This window comes from Limnohabitans sp., assembly GCF_044361985.1.
Lineage (GTDB): Bacteria > Pseudomonadota > Gammaproteobacteria > Burkholderiales > Burkholderiaceae_C > Limnohabitans_A.
This window is the reverse complement of sequence record NZ_JBIKHV010000047.1, coordinates 1-19,543: the sequence shown is the minus strand read 5'-3', so window position 1 is coordinate 19,543 and position 19,543 is coordinate 1. Positions and strand designations below refer to the sequence as shown.

Annotated in this window: 18 protein-coding genes and 1 pseudogene; 12 read left to right on the top strand and 7 right to left on the bottom strand. The window is 59.3% G+C overall.

All coding sequences use genetic code 11. From position 1 onward, the window contains the following. The 3 genes and pseudogenes from ACIQ3A_RS09425 to ACIQ3A_RS09415 all read left to right on the top strand — a co-directional run. Positions 1 to 296, top strand: a pseudogene (locus ACIQ3A_RS09425) (hypothetical protein); the annotation flags it as partial. Between the two features lie 3 nt (positions 297 to 299). Further along, positions 300 to 1,661, top strand: coding sequence for an MATE family efflux transporter (locus ACIQ3A_RS09420; RefSeq protein ID WP_396431486.1), 1,362 nt, complete (start codon positions 300 to 302; stop codon positions 1,659 to 1,661). 96 nt (positions 1,662 to 1,757) lie between these two features. After that, the gene (locus tag ACIQ3A_RS09415; protein ID WP_396431485.1) at positions 1,758 to 2,060 is read left to right on the top strand and encodes an antibiotic biosynthesis monooxygenase family protein; all 303 of its coding nucleotides are present in this window, start codon (positions 1,758 to 1,760) and stop codon (positions 2,058 to 2,060) included. Positions 2,061 to 2,092: 32 nt separating this feature from the next. Here the strand turns inward: ACIQ3A_RS09415 and ACIQ3A_RS09410 are convergent, their stop codons facing one another. After that, on the bottom strand, positions 2,093 to 2,530 hold the full coding sequence (locus ACIQ3A_RS09410) for a MarR family winged helix-turn-helix transcriptional regulator (RefSeq protein ID WP_396431484.1): 438 nt from the start codon (positions 2,528 to 2,530) through the stop codon (positions 2,093 to 2,095). Positions 2,531 to 2,655: 125 nt separating this feature from the next. On the opposite strand from ACIQ3A_RS09410, the gene ACIQ3A_RS09405 reads away from it, so the two are divergent. The 5 genes from ACIQ3A_RS09405 (at position 2,656) to ACIQ3A_RS09385 (ending at position 7,123) form a co-directional block, all read left to right on the top strand. Next, a complete protein-coding gene (locus ACIQ3A_RS09405) occupies positions 2,656 to 3,351 on the top strand; it encodes a fumarylacetoacetate hydrolase family protein (protein WP_396431483.1) in 696 nt (231 codons plus the stop codon). 257 nt (positions 3,352 to 3,608) lie between these two features. Next, positions 3,609 to 4,640, top strand: a complete 1,032-nt coding sequence (locus ACIQ3A_RS09400) for a TRAP transporter substrate-binding protein (RefSeq protein ID WP_396431482.1) — start codon at positions 3,609 to 3,611, stop codon at positions 4,638 to 4,640. A 211-nt stretch (positions 4,641 to 4,851) separates the two neighbouring features. Further along, positions 4,852 to 5,253 (top strand): TRAP transporter small permease, encoded by a 402-nt coding sequence (locus ACIQ3A_RS09395; protein ID WP_396431481.1) that lies wholly within the window; start codon positions 4,852 to 4,854, stop codon positions 5,251 to 5,253. Beyond that, positions 5,250 to 6,572: a TRAP transporter large permease gene (locus ACIQ3A_RS09390; protein ID WP_396431480.1), complete on the top strand. Its 1,323-nt coding sequence runs from the start codon at positions 5,250 to 5,252 to the stop codon at positions 6,570 to 6,572. Before ACIQ3A_RS09395 ends, ACIQ3A_RS09390 begins: the two co-directional genes overlap by 4 nt. 2 nt (positions 6,573 to 6,574) lie before the next feature. Further along, a complete protein-coding gene (locus ACIQ3A_RS09385; RefSeq protein ID WP_396431479.1) occupies positions 6,575 to 7,123 on the top strand; it encodes an NUDIX hydrolase in 549 nt (182 codons plus the stop codon). Positions 7,124 to 7,161: 38 nt separating this feature from the next. Here ACIQ3A_RS09385 and ACIQ3A_RS09380 read toward each other — a convergent pair whose 3' ends face one another. Then, the gene (locus ACIQ3A_RS09380; protein WP_396431478.1) at positions 7,162 to 8,820 is read right to left on the bottom strand and encodes an acyl-CoA synthetase; all 1,659 of its coding nucleotides are present in this window, start codon (positions 8,818 to 8,820) and stop codon (positions 7,162 to 7,164) included. Between the two features lie 136 nt (positions 8,821 to 8,956). Between ACIQ3A_RS09380 and dnaG the strand changes: the two genes are divergently transcribed. Then, a complete protein-coding gene (gene dnaG, locus ACIQ3A_RS09375) occupies positions 8,957 to 11,071 on the top strand; it encodes a DNA primase (protein WP_396431477.1) in 2,115 nt (704 codons plus the stop codon). 3 nt (positions 11,072 to 11,074) lie between these two features. On the opposite strand, the gene cysE is transcribed toward dnaG, so the two are convergent. Together cysE and ACIQ3A_RS09365 are read right to left on the bottom strand one after the other, a co-directional pair. After that, on the bottom strand, positions 11,075 to 11,842 hold the full coding sequence (gene cysE, locus ACIQ3A_RS09370) for a serine O-acetyltransferase (protein WP_396431476.1): 768 nt from the start codon (positions 11,840 to 11,842) through the stop codon (positions 11,075 to 11,077). Positions 11,843 to 11,853: 11 nt separating this feature from the next. Continuing rightward, positions 11,854 to 12,585 carry an RNA methyltransferase gene (locus ACIQ3A_RS09365; RefSeq protein ID WP_396431475.1) on the bottom strand — a complete coding sequence of 244 codons (732 nt, stop codon included), beginning with the start codon at positions 12,583 to 12,585 and terminating at the stop codon, positions 11,854 to 11,856. Between the two features lie 98 nt (positions 12,586 to 12,683). Here ACIQ3A_RS09365 and ACIQ3A_RS09360 point away from each other — a divergent pair, with 98 nt between their 5' ends. The 3 genes from ACIQ3A_RS09360 (at position 12,684) to ACIQ3A_RS09350 (ending at position 14,279) form a co-directional block, all read left to right on the top strand. Then, positions 12,684 to 12,914, top strand: coding sequence for an addiction module protein (locus tag ACIQ3A_RS09360; RefSeq protein WP_396431474.1), 231 nt, complete (start codon positions 12,684 to 12,686; stop codon positions 12,912 to 12,914). 12 nt (positions 12,915 to 12,926) lie between these two features. Continuing rightward, a complete protein-coding gene (locus tag ACIQ3A_RS09355; RefSeq protein ID WP_396431473.1) occupies positions 12,927 to 13,238 on the top strand; it encodes a hypothetical protein in 312 nt (103 codons plus the stop codon). 93 nt (positions 13,239 to 13,331) lie between these two features. After that, entirely contained in the window at positions 13,332 to 14,279 is a 948-nt protein-coding gene (locus tag ACIQ3A_RS09350; protein WP_396431472.1) for an inositol monophosphatase family protein, read from the top strand. A gap of 11 nt (positions 14,280 to 14,290) precedes the next feature. Here the strand turns inward: ACIQ3A_RS09350 and ACIQ3A_RS09345 are convergent, their stop codons facing one another. The 3 genes from ACIQ3A_RS09345 to ACIQ3A_RS09335 all read right to left on the bottom strand — a co-directional run. Further along, the gene (locus ACIQ3A_RS09345) at positions 14,291 to 16,396 is read right to left on the bottom strand and encodes an HlyD family efflux transporter periplasmic adaptor subunit (RefSeq protein WP_396431471.1); all 2,106 of its coding nucleotides are present in this window, start codon (positions 16,394 to 16,396) and stop codon (positions 14,291 to 14,293) included. A 5-nt stretch (positions 16,397 to 16,401) separates the two neighbouring features. Further along, positions 16,402 to 17,097, bottom strand: coding sequence for an efflux RND transporter periplasmic adaptor subunit (locus tag ACIQ3A_RS09340; protein WP_396431487.1), 696 nt, complete (start codon positions 17,095 to 17,097; stop codon positions 16,402 to 16,404). Positions 17,098 to 17,771: 674 nt separating this feature from the next. Beyond that, positions 17,772 to 19,543, bottom strand: a 1,772-nt coding sequence (locus tag ACIQ3A_RS09335) for a hypothetical protein (protein WP_396431470.1), incomplete at its 5' end; no start/stop codon positions are given.

The window sequence follows — 19,543 nt, the reverse complement described above, 5'->3', positions numbered from 1 at the left end:
TCACAGACCCGAACACTTGCTTTCAATATGCAGGCATCAGCAAGGCCCAAGGCACGGCTTTGTTGCACCACGGCCATGCCAGGCTGATGCCTATGCAAGCGCCCCAAACCGACTGCCCATGGCTGATAATCGACAGGGCCAACCTGTCCTTGCTGTCGGCCAAAATCCACTTGCTGGGATGGGTTGAACACGCCGCCGTCAAACGGCCCACTGATAATAACGAGACCCTGCTGATTTTCCGACCCGTCAACCCGCCAAATCCGCGGCCTGCACGCTCCGAAGAGACTGTGCGCTAAGCCATGTCAGAGCTGCGCATCATTGCCCGCCACGCAGGCACCGTGCTGGTGGGCCAACTGGCTGTGATGTCTTTTGGCATTGCCGACACCTTGATCGCAGGACGCTACAGCCCTCAGGCACTGGCAGTCTTGGCCCTGGCCTCGTCCATTTACATCAGTATTTATGTCGCACTGAACGGGCTGCTTCAGGCCCTGTTGCCCGTTTGGGCCGAGCTGCACGGCGGGGGTCGTCAGGCCGAGGTGGGGCGCTCGGTCCGGCAAGCGCTCTATATCGCAGGCGGTGCGGCGGTGATCGGCATCAGTGGTTTGTGGTTTCCAGACCTTTGGCTGTCAGCGACCGAAGTGCCCGAGGAACTGTGGCCCGATGTGCGCGCTTATTTGCGCATTCTGGCTGTCGCCTTGGTGCCGTCTTTGCTGTTTCGTTTGTATGGAACGCTCAACCAAAGTCTGGGCCATCCACGCTTGGTCACCTGGTTGCAGGCGGGTGCCTTGCTGGTCAAGGTGCCGCTGTCTTTTGCCTTGACTTTTGGTGTGGCTGGTTTTACAGGTCTGGGTGTGGTGGGCTGCGCTTGGGCCACGCTGATGGTCAACTCGCTCATGATGCTGTCGGGCCTGTGGCTTTTGCGCACGCAAGATATCTACCAACCCTATCGCTTGTGGCGGCGCCCCGAACAACCGGATTGGCCCGTGATTAGGCGCTTCTTGGCGCTGGGTGTGCCCGCAGGTTTGTCCATCATGGTGGAAGTCACATCGTTCACCTTGATGGCCTTGTTCATTGCACGCCTTGGCGCGGTGGCCCTGGCCAGCCACCAAATTGCAGCCAGCCTGGCCGCCGTTTTGTACATGGTCCCGCTGGCTTTGGGGATTGCCAGCAGCGCACGCACAGGCTACTGGCTTGGGGCTGGGCAAGCCAGCAAAGCCCGTCGCTCAGCCGCACTGGGCATTGGCCTGGCCATTGGCGCGGCCCTGTTGGGCGCGGCCCTATTGTTCATGGGGCGCGAGACCCTGGCCCACGCGTTCAGCACCGACCCGCTTGTGGTGCAAGCGGCCACGGTGTGGCTGGGCTGGGTAGCGCTGTACCACCTGGCCGATGCGGTGCAAGCTGTTTGCGCGTATTTGCTGCGCTGCTACCGCATCACGTTAATGCCCTTGCTGATCTACACCGCATTGCTATGGGGAGTGGGCCTGTATGGTGGCTACTTGTGGGCTTATCAAGGCATTGAGTGGGCTGACTGGCCCATGCGCGCCAGCGTGGACACTTTCTGGATCACCAGTACAGCCGCACTGGCCTTGGTGTCGGTGCTTTTCACGGTCATGGTGTGGCACGCCTCCCGACCTGCCCAAACCCAGGCAAAGTCTCCCTGAATGATGGCTTGCAAGCTGTGCTGGAAAAAGCCGCAAGGTGCCCAACCCGCGATGCGTTAAGGTGGAGGGCCAACTCACTTTGATCTTCATCACACCATGATCCTCGAACTCGCAGATATCCGCATCCATCCCGGACAGCAAGCTGAATTTGAAAAAGCCATTGAACTGGGCTTGAACACCGTGGCTTGCAAAGCCAAAGGTTTTCAGGGCGGCAAAGTCAACCGTGGCATTGAAAGCCCAGAGCGTTATGTGCTGCAAATATTTTGGGACACCTTGGAAGACCACACCGTGGGTTTCCGTGAATCCGAGCTCTTCACGCAATGGCGTGCCATCGTCGGCCCGTTCTTTGCCGTACCACCCCATGTTGAGCACTTCGAGCTGACGACCAAGTCGTCATAAACCAGACCTCAAGCACACCTTGGTCAGTGGCATCAAGGCACAGGATGGCCTGCCACCAAACGGCTGAGCAAGTGCATGAACTGCGCTTGCTCTGGCGGCTCAAGCGGCGACAAAATTTCCGCCTGCACATCTGCCACCGCTGACTTCATGCCTGCCAAAGCCTGTAAACCCTGAGGGGTCAGCACCAGTAACTTGCGCCGGCGGTCCACCTTGTCAGCGCACCGCTCGACCCAACCCTTGCTTTCAAGGCGTCCGATGACCGAGCCAGAGGTCGCCGGATCAAAAGCCACACGCTTGGCCAAGGTGATCTGGTCCACACCGGGGGAGTCCAGCAAGGCGTTCAATATCGCAAACTGGACCGGTGTGACGCCGGCTGTCGCAAGGTGTTCATTGAACAGTGCCACAGAAATTTGATGCGCCCGCCTGATCAAGTGCCCAGGTGCGACGGCAAAATCAAAGGCGTGGTTCATTTTGGGGGTCTCTCCATTAAATGCAGGGTTATCACCAGTCTCAGTCCTGGCGCACACTCCTATAGTAAGTGCGCTTGGCAAGTTTTTTTGACGCTGCCCGACTCGCCTCCCCCTGAAAGTGATTCATGAGTTTTGTTTTCCCGCCCACACCCACCGTTTCAGTACCCGTCGTGGGCCAGCCGAACCATTTTCCGGTGCACCGCATTTATTGCGTGGGCCGCAATTACGAAGAGCACGCCAAGGAAATGGGGTTCACTGGCCGTGAACCTCCCTTCTTTTTTCTCAAACCCACCGACAGCCTGGTGGTGGTAGAAACCGGCCAAACCGGCCAAATGCCCTACCCCAGCCTAACGCAAAACCTGCACCACGAGATCGAATTGGTGGTTGCCATTGGCAAAGGCGGGCGCAACATCCAGGCAGCCGATGCGGCCCAACACATCTTCGGATATGCCGTAGGGCTGGACATGACACGCCGGGATCTGCAAAACGAAATGAAAAAGCAAGGTCGTCCCTGGTGCATTGGCAAAGCCTTTGACCATTCGGCGCCGATCGGCCCCATCACACCCATTGCGCAAGCGGGTGATGTCAACCATGCCGAGATCAGCCTGCAAGTCAACGGTGCAGACCGCCAGCGCAGCAACGTGGCCAAACTCATCTGGAACGTGGCCGAAACCATCGAACACCTGTCGGCCGCCTGGGAACTCCAACCAGGCGACCTGATCTACACGGGCACGCCTGAAGGTGTGGCCGCCGTAGTCACCGGGGACACCTTGGTAGGTGAGCTGGCGGGCCTGGGCAGCTTAAAAATTAAAATTTCTTGAGCAAGGTAGAGGCCACAACGGTGTCCTGGTCTGACCAAAAAGCACTTTTAGCCGAAGAACAAAAGTGCACAAACACCCAAAAATAACGGGTTAACCCCTACAAAATAAAACCGAAGTTGCAACATAATTCATATAAATTGCGTCTAAGGGGTCTTTACTGCGCCCCACTCCGAGCGCTACTCGACCCGTTATATGCATTAACCGACCGCATGGTTGGTTTATCATCCCGTTTTTCAACCCATGATGGAGACAAGTCGATGAAGAAATTCCTGCAACAAACGGCCTTGGCCGCAGGCCTGATGGCCCTTGGTTTTGGCGTTAATGCCCAGACCATCACTCTGAAGGTTCACCACTTTCTGGGCCCACAGTCCATCCAGCACACCACCATGATGGGCGAATGGTGCAAGAACATTGCGCGCGACTCCAAAGACCGCCTGCAATGCCAAATCTTCCCAGCCATGCAGTTGGGGGGCACGCCTGTGCAACTGTTCGATCAAACGCGTGATGGCGTGGTCGATGTGGCTTGGACTTTGCAGGCTTACACGGCCAAGCTGCAAAAACTTGAAGTGTTCGAATTGCCCTTCATGATGACCAACGCCGAGGCCACCAGCCGCGCCGCTTGGGACTACGCCCAAAAGTTTGCTGCCGACGACATGAAAGACGTGAAGATGTTGGCCGTCCATGTGCACGGCCCGGGCAACATTTACACCAAGAATAAGGCTGTGGCCACCATGGCCGACTTGAAAGGCCTGAAAGTGCGCGCGCCCACACGACAGGTCAACAAAATGATCGCCATGATGGGTGCAACACCCGTGGCCATGCCCGTGCCGCAAGTGACCGAAGCATTGTCCAAAGGTGTGATCGACGGTGCGGTGATTCCTTACGAAGTCGCGCCCGGCCTGAAAGTGCAAGAGCTGACCAACTTCACCGCAGAAACAGACCGCTCGTACAACGCGCTGTACACCACCGTGTTCGTGGTGCCCATGAACAAAGCCAAGTACGACTCTTTGCCTGCCGATTTGAAGGCGGTGATCGACAAGAACTCAGGCCGTGAGTTCTCGGCCTTCTTGGGCAAAACCCAAGCCGGTCAAGATGTGCCCAGCAAGCAAGCGTTTGTGGATGCCAAAAACCAGAAAATCACCATCATCCCCAAGGCTGAACTGGAAAACTGGAAAAAAGCAACTGACTCTTTGGACGACGCTTGGGTCAAGGAAATGACAGCCAAAGGTATGGACGGCAAGGCCATGCTGGACGGTGCCACTGCTTTGATCAAGCAATACACCAAGTAAGCAGCTCAACCCCAGTAAAAAAGGGCGGAGTTTCTCCGCCCTTTTTCTCGATTCGCCATTCAAACGGCCTGGCTTAACTCAAGGAATGACTGTGGCCGAACTCATCGTCACCGATACCTCTCAATCAAGAGGCCCTGCCGGCAGGGTCATTGAGGCAGTTTGCAAATTTTTTGCCATCTGCTCCGGCCTTGTTCTGACCGCGATGGCTGCCATGTCGATTTTCAGCATCGTTGGGCGCACAGTTTTCAGCAGCCCCATCGTTGGCGACTATGAACTGGTGCAAGCCTTTTGCGCAGTGGCGGTCAGCCTGAGCCTGCCCTATACGCATTGGATACGTGGGCATGTGATCGTGGATTTCTTCACAACCCATGCCAACGCAAAGTTCAACGCCCTATTGGACTTGTTGGCCAACTTGGCCCTGGCCGTATTTGCTGCAGCCATCACATGGCGCCTTTGGCGAGGGCTTTGGGAACTCAAGGATTCGATGGAAGCGTCCATGTTGCTCGACATTCCCACATGGTGGAGCTACGCCCCTATGGTTCCATCCTTTGCACTGCTTTTCATCACGGCAATGTATGCCGCCGGTGCCGACCTTAGAAAGATTCAGTCATGACCGGTATTGAATTAGGCAGCATCGTTTTCATTGGACTGATCGCACTGCTGGCTTTGCGTGTCCACATTGGCATTGCCATGCTTCTGGCTGGCTCCATCGGTTATGTAGCCTTGTCGGGCATGGACCCCTTGCTCAATTACTTCAAGTCAGCGGCCTACACTCGTTTTTCGGTCTACGACCTGTCGGTTGTTCCTTTGTTTTTATTGATGGGGCAATTTGCCACCCATGGCGGTTTGTCGAAGGCGCTTTTCAAAGCGGGCAATGCCATGATTGGTCACTGGCGTGGCGGCATGGCCATGGCGGCTGTCACCTCATGCGCGGGATTTGGGGCCATCTGTGGCTCTTCACTGGCCACGGCAGCCACCATGGGCCAAGTGGCTTTGCCTGAACTCAAGGCACACAATTATTCACCCCGTTTGTCGACCGCAGTGATCGCCGCCGGCGGCACATTGGGCATCTTGATTCCCCCATCCGTGCCTTTGGTCATCTACGCGATCATTACCGAACAAAACATCGCCAAATTATTTCTCGCTGCATTCATTCCCGGAATCATTGCTGCCATTGGCTACATGGTAGTGATCGGCATCATTGCCCGCGTCAGGCCTGAAGAAGCGCCCCGTGGTGACCGTTACTCCTGGAGCCAGCGTCTGCAAGCCCTGGCCGAAACCTGGCCCGTTTTACTGATCTTTGCCGTGGTGATTGGCGGTATTTACGGTGGCCTGTTTACCCCCACAGAAGCCGCATCGATCGGCACCATTGCTACCGGGTTTGTGGCCTGGACATCGGGTGGCCTCAAGGGGAAAGGCTTTTTGGAATGCATGTACGGCGCTGCAGGTGCTACAGGCATGATTTTCCTGATCTTGCTGGGCGCCGATGTGCTGAACGTGTTTTTGGCGCTGACGCAGGTCAATACCGAATTGGCTAAATGGGTCGTTGGCATGAACTTGCACCCACTGATGGTGGTGTTCACGATCATTGCCATTTATTTGGTGCTGGGCTGCATCATGGACAGTCTGTCCATGATCTTGCTGACCGTGCCGATGTTTTTCCCGATCATCATGGGCATCGACGTTTGGGGCCTCGACGCGGAATCCAAAGCCATCTGGTTTGGGATTGTGGCCTTGATGGTGGTGGAGATCGGCCTGATCACCCCCCCCGTTGGCATGAACGTCTTCATCATCAGCAATATGGCCAAGGACGTGCCGATGAAAGAGACCTTCAAATACATCATTCCCTTCCTGATTTCAGACTTGATGCGCATCACAGCGATTGTTTTCTTCCCCAGCATTACACTGGTGGCTTTGAAAATATTCGCCTGACCATGTACAAACGAGAAGCCATTCGCCATTGCCGCGATTGCGGAGCGGCAGTGGCTTACCGCTTGCCTGACGATGGCGACACCAAACAACGGGCCATCTGCACCGCCTGCAACACCGTGCACTACGAAAACCCGCTGAACGTGGTGGGCACTGTGCCCCACTGGGGCGACCGGATACTGCTGTGCAAGCGCAACATCGAGCCCCGCAAAGGCAAATGGACACTGCCTGCTGGCTTCATGGAACTGGGCGAGTCCGCCTCCGAGGGCGCCGCCCGCGAGACCACCGAAGAAGCCGGTGCCCAGTTCATCATGGAGGGCCTGTTCACCGTGATGAGCGTGCCCCGGGTGGGCCAGGTGCACCTTTACTACCGCGCAAGGCTGACGAGCGATGTGTTCGACCCCGGCCACGAAACCATGGAAGCGCGCCTGTTCACCGAAGCCGACATTCCCTGGGACGAACTGGCCTTCAGGACGGTGAAAGAAACCCTGGAACACTACTTCGTCGACCGCCGTGCCGACCACTTTGGCACGCACGCCTTTGACATCGCCTGAGCGCCATACTCAAACGATCAAACGCTTAACACCAGACTTCACACATCAATCGCGGCAGCCGACCCCGCCTGCTTGCGCAACTCGAACTTCTGAATCTTGCCGGTGCTGGTCTTGGGCAACTCCCCAAACACCACCGCACGCGGCACCTTGAAGCCCGCCAAATGCAGCTTGCAGTGCGCCACGATCTGCTCAGCCGTGACCTGGGCGTCGGCCTTCAACTCCACAAAGGCGCAGGGCGTCTCGCCCCAGCGGTCATCGGGCTTGGCCACCACGGCCGCTGCCAGCACAGCGGGGTGGCGGTAGAGCACATCTTCCACCTCGATCGATGAAATGTTCTCGCCGCCCGAGATGATGATGTCCTTGCTGCGGTCCTTGATCTTGATGTAGCCATCGGGGTACTGCACTGCCAGATCGCCACTGTGGAACCAGCCCCCGGCAAAGGCCTCTTGCGTGGCCTTGGGGTTCTTCAGATAGCCCTTCATGGCGATGTTGCCCTTGAACATGATCTCGCCCATGGTTTCGCCGTCTTGCGGCACGGGTTGCATGGTTTCGGGGTTGAGCACACGCACATCGCGCTCCAGGTGGTAGCGCACACCCTGACGGGCGTTCAGCCGGGCACGCTCGCCAATGGGCAGGGCGTCCCACTCGGGGTGTTTGGGGCAAACGGTCGCAGGGCCATACACCTCGGTCAGGCCATAGACATGGGTCAAATCAAAACCCATCTCTTCCATCCCCTCGATCATCGACGCAGGGGGTGCAGCACCCGCCACCATGGCCTTGATGCCTGTTGGCACACCGGCCTTCATGGCGGCTGGCGCGTTGACCAGCAGGCCGTGCACGATGGGTGCACCGCAGTAATGCGTGACCCCATGCTGCCGCATGGCATCAAAAATGGTCTGCGCATCGACTTTGCGCAAACACACATTCACGCCCGCCCGCGCCGCCACCGTCCACGGAAAGCACCAGCCGTTGCAATGGAACATGGGCAGCGTCCACAGGTAGGCGGCGTGCTTGGGCATGTCCCATTCCAGAATGTTGGAAATCGCGTTGGTCGCGGCCCCCCGGTGGTGGTACACCACGCCCTTGGGGTTGCCAGTGGTGCCGCTGGTGTAGTTCAGCGCAATCGCATCCCACTCGTCGCCGGGCAGGCTCCAGGCAAAGGCAGCATCACCCCCGCCCACAAAAGCCTCGTAACTCACCGTGCCCAAGGCCTCGCTGGGGCCTTTGTAAAGCGCGTCCTCCACATCGATCACTAGCAAGGGCCGTGTGGACTGGCGCAGCGCCAGGGCTTTTTGCATCACCCCTGAAAACTCCGGGTCTACGATCACCGCCTTGGCCTCGCCGTGGTCGAGCATGAAGGCCACGGTCTCCGGGTCCAGCCGGGTGTTGAGCGCATTCAGCACCGCGCCGGCCATGGGAATGCCAAAGTGCGCCTCGACCATGGGCGGGGTGTTGGGCAACATCACGGCCACCGTGTCGTTCTTGCCAATGCCCGCTTGCGTCAGGGCGCTGGCCAGTTGGCGGCAACGGCGGTAAGTCGTTGCCCAGTCCTGGCGCAGATCGCCATGCAGGATGGCCAGGCGTGTGGGGTAGACCTCGGCCGTGCGCTCAATGAAACTCAGGGGCGAAATCGGGGCGTGGTTGGCGAGGGTCTGGGGCAAATCCTGGTCGAAGATGCTGACTTTGGTTTCTTGCATGAAGGCGTTCCGTTTTGTCTGTGGGTCCAATGCTGATCAGTTTGCCTGAGCTTGGACAGAAATCCATGCTGGTTTGCACCGAAACAAGTCCCTTCATCGGCCCAAAATAGCCCGCTCAATCAGCGAAAATAGCCCGATGTCCATCCCCCAGTCTTTTATTCAAGAGTTGCTGTCCCGCATCGACGTCGTCGACATCGTGGGCAAATACGTGCAACTCAAGAAAGGCGGCGCCAATTTCATGGGCCTTTGCCCTTTCCATGGCGAAAAATCTCCCAGCTTCAGTGTCAGCCCCACCAAGCAGTTTTTTCACTGCTTTGGCTGCGGCAAAAACGGCAATGCCATCGGTTTTCTGATGGAGCACGCGGGCATGACCTTCGTCGAAGCCGTCAAAGACCTGGCCCAGCAAACCGGCATGCAAGTGCCCGAAGAGCAACAATCCCCCGAAGACCGCGCCCGCGCCGCCGCTGCCAAGGCCAAGCAAGACAGCCTGAGCGATGTGCTGGAAAAAGCCGGCGAAGCCTACCGCGATCAGCTCAAGATCACGCCTCGCGCGGTCGACTACCTGAAGGGCCGGGGCCTGTCGGGGCAAATTGCCAAGCGCTTTGGCATGGGCTATGCCCCCGAAGGCTGGCGCTCTCTGGCCAGCATTTTTCCCAAATACGACGACCCCTTGTTGGCCGAGTCGGGCCTGGTCATCGTCAATGAAGAAGACGACAAACGCTACGACCGGTTTCGCGACCGCATCATGTTCCCGATCCGCAACATCAAGGGCGAGTGCATCGGCTTTGGTGGGCGGGTGATCGGCAGCGGCACCCCAAAATATTTGAACTCGCCCGAAACCCCAGTCTTCCACAAAGGCCGCGAGTTGTATGGCCTGTATGAAGCCCGCGAAGCCCTGCACAGCGCGGGCTATGTGCTGGTGACCGAAGGCTACATGGACGTGGTGGCGCTGGCCCAACTGGGCTTTGCCAACGCCGTGGCCACACTGGGCACGGCCTGCACCCCAGACCACGTACAAAAACTTTTCCGCTTCACCGATGCGGTGGTTTTCAGCTTTGACGGCGATGGCGCAGGTCGCCGCGCTGCGCGCAAGGCCCTCGACGGCGCCCTGCCCTACGCCACCGACGTGCGCAGCATCAAGTTTTTGTTTTTGCCCGCCGAGCACGACCCCGACAGCTACGTGCGCGCGTTCGGCCAAGACGCGTTTGCCGAGCAAATCAAGCAGGCCATGCCGCTGTCGCGCTTTTTGATCGAAGCGGCCAGCGTCGACTGCGACCTGCAAACCGCCGAAGGCCGTGCGCGCTTGTCCAGCCAGGCCCGGCCCTTATGGCAACTGCTGCCCGAAGGCGCTCTCAAGCAACAGCTGCTGTCAGAGCTGGCCCAACTGATTCAGCTCGAAACGGCTGGCCTTGAGCGCCTGTGGGGCCAACAAGCGGCCACCGACCAGCGCTTTGCACCCGGCGCCAGAAGCGCTGCGCCCTCGCCGCAAAATACCCCAAGCGCCTTCAACCAGGCCGCCGCCAGCAGCGACGAATACCCCAACTACGAGCCCCATTACGGCGAGCCCTCTGCTTGGGCAGGGGCCGGCGGCCACGGGCAAATCCCGGAGCCCGGTGGTGGCTACGGGGCTTATGGCGCGCCAGGCGGCTATGCAAACCCAGGGGCTTCAGGCAACAACTGGCCCCGCAAAAACCCCAACTGGACACCCAATAGCAAGTTCGGCAACAGCCGCTACAAACGCGAGCAGCCCCCGGTTTACACCGGCCCCCGCACCGTGCCCGCCAGCCGGGCAGACCACGCAGCCCGCTTGCTGCTGGGGAACATGGCACTCTGGGAAACGCTGGCTGGCGAAGACCACGCCATGCTCTGCGCCCTGCCGGCACCCCACGGGCCTTTGTTTGCCTGGCTCGAATCGCAGTTTCACGAACAAGGGGCGTTGGGTTGGTCTACTTTGCAAACTGAGATGCAAAGCCAGCCCTTTGCACAAGAGGCACAGCACTGGATGTCGCAAGACAAATTGAACCCTGTGGCCGGCAGCGAAGACGCCACCCCACCCGACCCGCAAGAAGCCCGACAAGAGCTGCGCGGGTTGTTGAATTTGTTGATGATTGACCGGCTGCAACAGCTCAAGAACAAGGCGCTGGTGCAACATCAAAGCGGCGAAGATCCCGATGCGCTGCAGCGCTACAGCAGCCTGGACAAAAGATGGCGAGAGCTCAAGGCAGCCGCCGCCTTGGCAGCCGTACAGTGAACCTCACTTGTCCAGCAACTGATTGAGCTGGGCCGCCTGAAAGGTTTCGCGGGTCGCGGCATCACCGGGCATTTGCACCTGCTGCTGGGCACACAACTGCTCAAGGGCTTGCCAGATCATGGCAATCTGGTGCTCATGCCCGGCAGCGTTGTCGATCAAGCCCCGCAAAGCCTGGCTGACCGGGTCATCGTCTTGCGTGATGCCATAGGCGCTGAACTTGCGCTCGGTGCCCGCCACATCCGCACTCTCACCGGCCTTGGACAGGATGATCCGGGCAGGAATGCCCACCGCCGTGGCCCCGGCGGGCACGGGTTTGATCACCACGGCATTGCTGCCGATCTTGGCCCCATCGCCCACCTCGAAGCCGCCCAGCACCTTGGCGCCAGCACTGACCACCACATCGCGGCCCAGTGTCGGGTGCCGCTTGGCCCCTTTGTAGAGCGATGTACCGCCCAGCGTGACACCCTGATAAATCGTGCAGCCATCGCCGATTTCTGCCGTCTCACCCACCACCACACCCATGGCGTGGTCAAAGAAAACGCGCTGCCCGATTTTGGCGCCGGGGTGAATTTCGATGCCGGTCAAAGCCCGCGACACATGCGAAATAAAGCGCCCCAGCCACTTGAACCCGTGATGCCAGCACCAATGCGCCCGGCGGTGCAGCACCAAAGCGTGCAGACCCGGGTAACAGGTCAGGACCTCCCAAGCGGTGCGCGCGGCGGGGTCGCGGTCGAGGATGCATTGGATATCGGAGCGGAGGCGAGAAAACATAAGCACCGAGTCTATCGCTTGGCGCTGGCCGTCTGGATCATGGCTTTTGCCACCCCGCGCAGGATGTGGATTTCTTCGGGGCTCAGGTCGGCCCGGTTGAACAACTGGTTCAGGCGGGGCATCAGTTTTTTAGGCGCTGCAGGGTCCAAGAAACCCAGGTCGGTCAATGCCTGCTGCCAGTGGCTCAGCATGCCCGCGACCTGTTGCGCATCGGCCTTGTCGGCCGGTGCGATCACGTTCTGCAACGGAAACCCGCCCAAGGCCACGCGCCAGTCATAGGCCAGCACTTGAATGGCGGAGCCCAGGTTGAGCGAACCAAACTGGGGGTTGGTCGGAATCGACAGCGCCACATGGCAGCGGTAAACGTCTTCGTTTTTCATGCCAAAGCGCTCGCAACCAAATAAGAATGCCACGCAGTGCTCAGGTGCACCGGCTTGGGTCAACTCGGCAAAATGCTCACGCGGCGTGCGGGTGGGCGGGCCAAAGTCGCGCGGTGTCATGGCTGTGGCGCACAAATGGGTCACACCGTTCAGCGCTTCGTCGAGCGTTGGCACCACGCGGGCCTTGGCCAGCACGTCATTGGCCCCGCTGGCCCGCTGAATGGTTTCTTCCTTGCGCAGCACATTCGGCCAGCGCGGGGCCACCAGCACCAGGTCGTCAAAGCCCATGACTTTCATGGCTCGGGCAGCGGCGCCCACATTGCCAGCGTGGCTGGTCTCTATCAAGATGAATCGCGTTTTCATACCCCGATTGTCCATGCTCCCATGCACTCACTCATGTGCGCCCTTTTGAGGCTCATTTTGCTAAACTTATCCAGTCCCACCGACTTGTAGGAGAACCCATGAAATTTGACCACCTGAAAGACTTGCCAAAAGCGGAAAGCTTGCTGGCCATGGAAATCTTGTGGCAATCCTTGTCCCAAAAACCTTCTGAAGACCTGATTCCACCATGGCACCAACAGGTTCTTTCTTCGAGGTTGGATCGGCTGAAATCCGGCCAGGAAACGAGTTTGCCTTGGTCTGAAGCCAAAGAACGCTTGAGCGCACTGACTCGTCAATCCCCAAGCCACTGAGCGACCCAAGCCATGAATGGCTGCGATTCCATTGCGATCACTCAAGCTGCACAAGATGACTTGCTGGCGGGTTACTGGTTCTACGAAAACCAGCAAGCTGGCATAGGCGCTTATTTCTTGAACAGCTTGTACGCTGATATTGATGCCCTCCTAATCAGTGCCGGGGTTCATGTGAAAACCCAAACCGGGCCCGCGTTTCGAAGTTTGGGGAACCGCTTTCCATTTGCCATCTACTATCTGCTGGAAGGCGCACAAGTCACCGTATTGGCCGTGCTCGACACGCGCCGATCGCCCGAGTGGCTGCGTGAACGCCAAAGCTTGTGACACAAGCCTGAGGGCTTGCTTTGGTTTTCATGAGAAAATGCGCCCTTCGCCACCGTGATCGTGCGGCGGTCCGTCTGGTTCTTCACACAATTTATGTCGTCCAATCTCCACCCCATGCTCAACGTGGCCGTCAAGGCTGCGCGCGCCGCTGGCGCCATCATCAACCGCGCCGCGCTCGACGTTGAAGCGGTTCGCATCTCGCAAAAGCAAGTCAACGATTTCGTCACCGAAGTGGACCACGCGAGCGAAAAAATCATCATCGAGACCCTGCTCACGGCCTACCCCGACCACGGCATCCTGGCCGAAGAGTCGGGCCGCGCATTCGGCAACCCGCTCGCTGACCACATCTGGATCATCGACCCGCTGGACGGCACCACCAACTTCATCCATGGCTTTCCGGTTTATTGCGTGAGCATTGCCCTGCAAGTGCGCGGCAAGATCGAGCAAGCCGTCATTTACGACCCCACCCGCAACGACCTGTTCACCGCGACCAAAGGCCGCGGCGCGTTCATGAACGACCGCCGCCTGCGCGTGAGCAAGCGCATTCGGCTGCAGGAATGCATTATTTCCACCGGTTTCCCCTTCCGCAAGGGCGACAACTTCAACCAGTACCTGCGCATGATGGGCGATGTGATGCAACGCACCGCAGGTCTGCGCCGCCCAGGCTCAGCCGCCCTCGACCTGGCCTATGTGGCCGCAGGCTTTACCGACGGATTTTTCGAAACAGGCCTGTCCCCCTGGGACGTGGCTGCGGGCTCACTGCTGGTCACCGAAGCCGGTGGCCTGATCGGCAACTTCACGGGCGAGTCCGATTTTCTGGAACAAAAAGAATGCCTGGCCGGTGCCCCCCGCATTTATGGCCAGTTGGTCAGCATTCTGGGCAAGTTCAGCAAATTTGCCAGCGTGGCCGACAAAACCGCCGTGCAGGCCGCAGTCGAGACCCTGAGCCGTGAGCGCAGCGCAGCCAGTGAAGGCGGCCATGAGGCCGAGGTCACCGCGGACCCAGCCCTGACTTCAGCATCGAAAGACGCACCGTTTTAAGCGCCTGATTTTCAAAACCCGGACTCTTGCATCAACACCGACACAGCCTGTCGGAAATAGCGTGATGCAGGCGCCTCCCAACTGGCGTGCAGGGTGATGTGCCCACGGGCTGACTGCTCAAAGTGCAGCCGGTCTGCATCCTCGATTTTCAGGCTCACACGGTAAATGGCCCGCTCAGGAATGAGCTGGTTGTTCTTGTCCCGTGACAGCACGTGGCCCCCCCACTGGGCCGCCAGCTCCGGTTTGGGCAAGACCCTGGAAGCGTCCTGATCGACCGATGTCACCGTCAAGCGCAACATGGCCCCGCTGGCACTGTCTTTGTAAAAATAGGCCGCATCGCCCACACGCACGCGCTGCACGGCGTCTTCGTCCAGCCAGGTCTCCACCAGCCAAGGGCTGTTGGCCTTGATCAAGGTGCCCAGTTTTTCTTTGCGCGAAACCCACTGCCCTAGTTGCAAATCAGGGTTCACGTCTTTCAGCGTTCCAGCATAGGGCGCGCGTGGTGCAAATTGCAAAGCCTCGGCATCCACCCCGGCCAGTTCCGCGCGAGCGGTCTGCAGGCTTTGCTGGTTGACCAACAGGCGCTTGCGCGATTCTTCATCCAGCCCTGAGGCGGCTGCCTGCCAGCGTTGCTGATCCAGGCGGGCCTGCAAAGCGGCACGCTTGACCACCAAGTCCGGCACATACAGCGACATGACCAAATCGCCCTCAGCCACACTGGCACCTTCCTTGAAGGGCAATGCCTCAATCCGTGCACCGGAAGGTGCAAACACGGGCCATTGTTCAGCGGGGCGCAGCAGCGCGCTGGCTGTGACCCGACCAGGCCACGGAACCAGCATGAGCACCAGCGCCAACAAGACCACCCAGACACTTTGCCGAGACTTCGGTTGCTGGCGAATATCCGCCCAACGCGCCTTCCAGACCTTGAGCTCAGAGCGGATCGGGAACCAGACAAACCAAACGATCTCGACCAGAAACAAAAAGATGCCCAGGACTTTGAAAAAATAGAAATACACCAACAACGCAATGCCCAGGAACAGCACCAATCGGTACAACCAAGTGCTAAATGCAAATGCAATCAAGGCCTTGGCCTGCAGGGGCTTGAAATACTCCGGTGGCGCATCGCCCAGGCCAAACAACCATTCCCGCAGCTTCCAGCGGGCCATGGCAAAACTGCGCCCATGCAGGTTGGGCATGTCCAGGGCATCCATCAAGATGAAATAACCGTCAAAGCGCATGAAGGGGCTGGCGTTGATGGCCAGTGTGGCGACCCAGCTGGTGGTGGCCAACACAAAGGCCGCCGACTTGACCCCCCCCTCAGGAAACAGGGCCCAGGCCAGGGTGGCCCACGCTGCGATCACCAATTCGGTGAGGATGCCCGCCGATGCCACCTTCAGGCGCTGCATGCGGTCGGTCAAGCGCCAGGTTTCATTGGTGTCGGTGTAGGCCACCGGCCACATCACCAAAAACGCAATGCCCATCGCCGGCACCCGACAGCCAAACCGCTTGGCGGTGAAGGCATGGCCCAGCTCGTGCAAGAGCTTGACCAAAAACAAGGCTGCGCCATAAGCCAGCAAGCCATCCAGGTTGAAGGTGTCCACCAGCGAAGCGCTGAAGCTCTCCCAGCGGCGCACCACATGCGACAAACCCCACAGCAAGGCGACCGCCGTCATCCAGGCAAAACTGCGTGTAAAAAACAAATTGGCCACAGGCAGCCACCGGCCGAGCCAGGCATCCGGCCTGACCAGGGGCACCCTAAAAAACAAATAATGGTGCAGCAACCAGTTCATCGGGCTGCCCTGCATCTGGGCCAAGCGCGCTGCCATCTTGGCGGGGGCATCGGCGCCTTCAGGTTGCACCAGTTGATGCAGCCCCAGAAACTCGACCACAGCCACCACATCCTCGGCAGACAAGGCCAAGGTGGTGGCCTGCGATACCGCGTCAGCAATCGCCTGCGGGTCATTCAGGTCCCAGCGCTGCAGCACTTCAAACGTGGGCCAATCAATTCTGTAAAACTGGTGCCGCACCGGATCGTGCAAGGTCCAGCTTGGCTGGCCATCGGCCAGGCTGGGGCCTGGCAGCAAATCCAGTTCGTCGCGCAAACGTGGCAAGGCCATGGTGCTCAAAGCCCCAGGTAAGCACGCGCAGTGGCCAGCGGACGCCGCATCACCCAAAAGCTCAGGGGAACCCAATCGCCTTGAATTTTGACCGTGCCCTTGAGCCCTACGCGGTGGCTGGTTTTATCGGTCAGGCTGGCACGCACACGGTAAGCAAAGTTGCCGTCTGGGCGCTGCACGGCATCGTGGGCCAAGTAGCGCAGTGTGGCCGAAACCGGGGACAAAGGGCTCGCACTCAAGTACAGGCTGATCGGGGCGCCCGGCTGCAACTCGATCGCATCGGCCAAGGGCAACCAGGCCTCGACCTCGACATCGTCCAAGGCGGCAATGCGGAGAATGCGCTCGCCCACCGCCACCGGCTTGCCCATCCATTCGGCTGTGTCGTCCATCAACACCACACCCGCTTGTGGTGACAGCACACGGGCGCGTTGCAGTTGCTCGTTCAGGTACTTGGTCTCGGCGCGTTTTTCGTCCACCTTGCCCAGCAGCAGGGCCAGCTGGCTTTTAGACTTGACATCGACCAACGCCATCTGCGAGGTCTGGCGGTAATCGGTTTTGGCCGTGGCCAATGATTGCAGCGCCACATCCAACCGCGCCTGAATCACGACTTCGTCAAAACCAAACAAGGGCTGACCGGCTTGCACGGTCTGGTTGGGTTGCACGTGAAAGACATCGATCACCCCATCTAGCGGTGCCCGCATGATCATGGGGTGCGCAGGCACCAACTCACCGGGCGCCAACACCGACATGCGCACCGGAAACAACAACACCAGCAACAGCAAAACCGCCACGCGAAGGGTGTTTTGCTGCCACCAGGACTTGCCGGGCTGGCGCTCAAAAACACGGCGAAAACGTGCGCTCCAGGCTTGCAGTGTTCTCAAGCGGGGGCTGTGCTTGGCCTCGAAAGCGTGCCACCACGCATCCACCCACTCACGCAACACAGACAACTCGGCGTCGTGCCAGGGCTCGTCCCGCAACAGCATCAGGCCACCCGAACTGCCCGGCCGGTCCATGCGCAGCCACAGGGCGTGCGTTGGCCACCACTGCGCCCATTCCTGAGCCAAATGGGGCGGTAAATCGACCGAGGTCAGCGTGGTACTCGGCTCCCCAGATTGCGATGTCAGGTGAGCGCAGACAGCCTCGAACCACAACACATAAGGCGCATTGGCCTCGATTTGCACCACCCCCGACAAGCTGTAAGCACCCTCTTGCTGCAACCACAAGGCGGCCTGGCGATAAGGCGCCAAACCCTGTGTTTCGTTGACCAGCATGAACGCCAACTCACGGTCAGAGGCGGCCTGCCGCGCTCGACGTGAAAGGGTCCAGACTTGCGCCAACGACTCCCAAGCATCGGTCACCGCCACCGTGGTATTGCTCATCCAGCCGTGGCCTTTGGCGCTTCTACGGCACGCACAGACACTTCACGGGTCGGGGCAGGTTTCGTCACCTCACCGCCCAGTTTGATGAGGGTGATGGGGCGCTGCTGCCCTGCCAAACGCAGCTTTTCAGTCAAGCTGTTGCGGCTTTGCGGCTTTTGTTCAGCGGGCTTGTCACCCACAAACAACTGGAACAGGGCCACAGCCTCACGGCTGTCGTCATCCATCGCGATCACTTTCAGATCCAGCTTGCCCTTGAAGTCCTTGGGTGGGTTCACCTCAAACGAGCCTGTGGCCGGGTCAAAGCGCACCCAAGCGGGCAGTGGTGAGTTGTCTGCCAGCTTGGCATCCAGCTTGATCACCGCATCCTTGTTGGAGTGGATGAACGCGTCGAACGGCAACGACACCTTGGAAGAACTGCCATTGCCCTCAACAAACTGGTCCGTGACGCCACGGTTGAGCGCCAAACCAGGCGATGCCGTTTCATTGACCGCCACGCGAAAGCCCGACGAACTGGTCAACACATCGCCGATCGGCACTGGGGCCTCAACGGGCACCAAACGGGGTGCCAGGGGCTGAACCTCGGAACTGAAAGCCCGTGTCGCTGGCGCAGACTGTTCGGTTGATGAGTCCGTTGTGGCTGTTGACTTGGTGGTAAGCGCTTCTTTTGTCGACTTATCAGGCGCAGACTTGGGGCGGTCATCGTCTTTGCTCACACTCGGATCGTTTGCACCCGTGTCGTTGGTGGTCAGCGCTGTGATCGGCGAGGTGACCGTGCCCGTGCCGTCGTCAAAGATGGACGAAAAGCCCGAGGCCGAATGACCACCAGAGGCCACCACCAACTTGAGCTGCTCTTCACCCTCATAAAAATTATCTCGCTCATTGGTGATGTCGATGGCCACCAACACCGGTACAGCACCCGCCCTCACGGGACCTGTGTACAACTGCCAGGTGGCTCCGCCATCCAGTGAGTAATAAATGGGCGCAATGTCCAGCGAGTCATTGGGCTTGCCCTCGTTGTCACCCGTCGGCGCTTTGCCGGGTTCTGCATCGTTTTGCACATCCAGCGTGAGCAGCTGGCCGGGGTTGGCATTGACAGTAAAGACTGCACGGGGTGAGTTTTCGTTGTAGTTGCCGCCGGTGACGGTGAAGGGGCGGTCATCGTCGCGAACGACTGTCGTGTCGTCCGTGCCGTCGTTCTTAAAGATCGTGCCTGTGCCGTCGTCTTTGATCGTCGCCACGCCGCCAGTGCTAACCGTTCCTCCCGTGTTGGTCGCTGCCAGCTTGAAGGTCTCGTTGTTGTCGCTTGTGCCGTCGTTGGTGATCGCCGTGCGCACCAGCAACTTCCCGCTGGCATCAAGCGCCACGTTGCCGCCGGTGTAGCTCGTCCAGTTCGCGCCGCTGTCCGTCGAGTAGCTCAGGCCGCTGCCGCTGGCCAAGCTGTAGTCCGTGCCACCCGCTGTGGCCGGATTACTGGTGCCCAATGCCAAGGCCAGGCTGGTCAGCTGGTTGGCCGCGCCCGTGACCTCGAACACACCGTAAGGCGAGGCCTCGTTCACGGTGATGCTGTTGACGCTCAAAGCGCGGTCATCGTCGCGGACGACTGTCGTGTCGTCCGTGCCGTCGTTCTTGAAGATGGTGTCCGTGCCGTCGTCTTTGATCGTCGCCACGCCGCCAGTGCTAACCGTTCCTCCCGTGTTGGTCGCTGCCAGCTTGAAGGTCTCGTTGTTGTCGCTTGTGCCGTCGTTGGTGATCGCCGTGCGCACCAGCA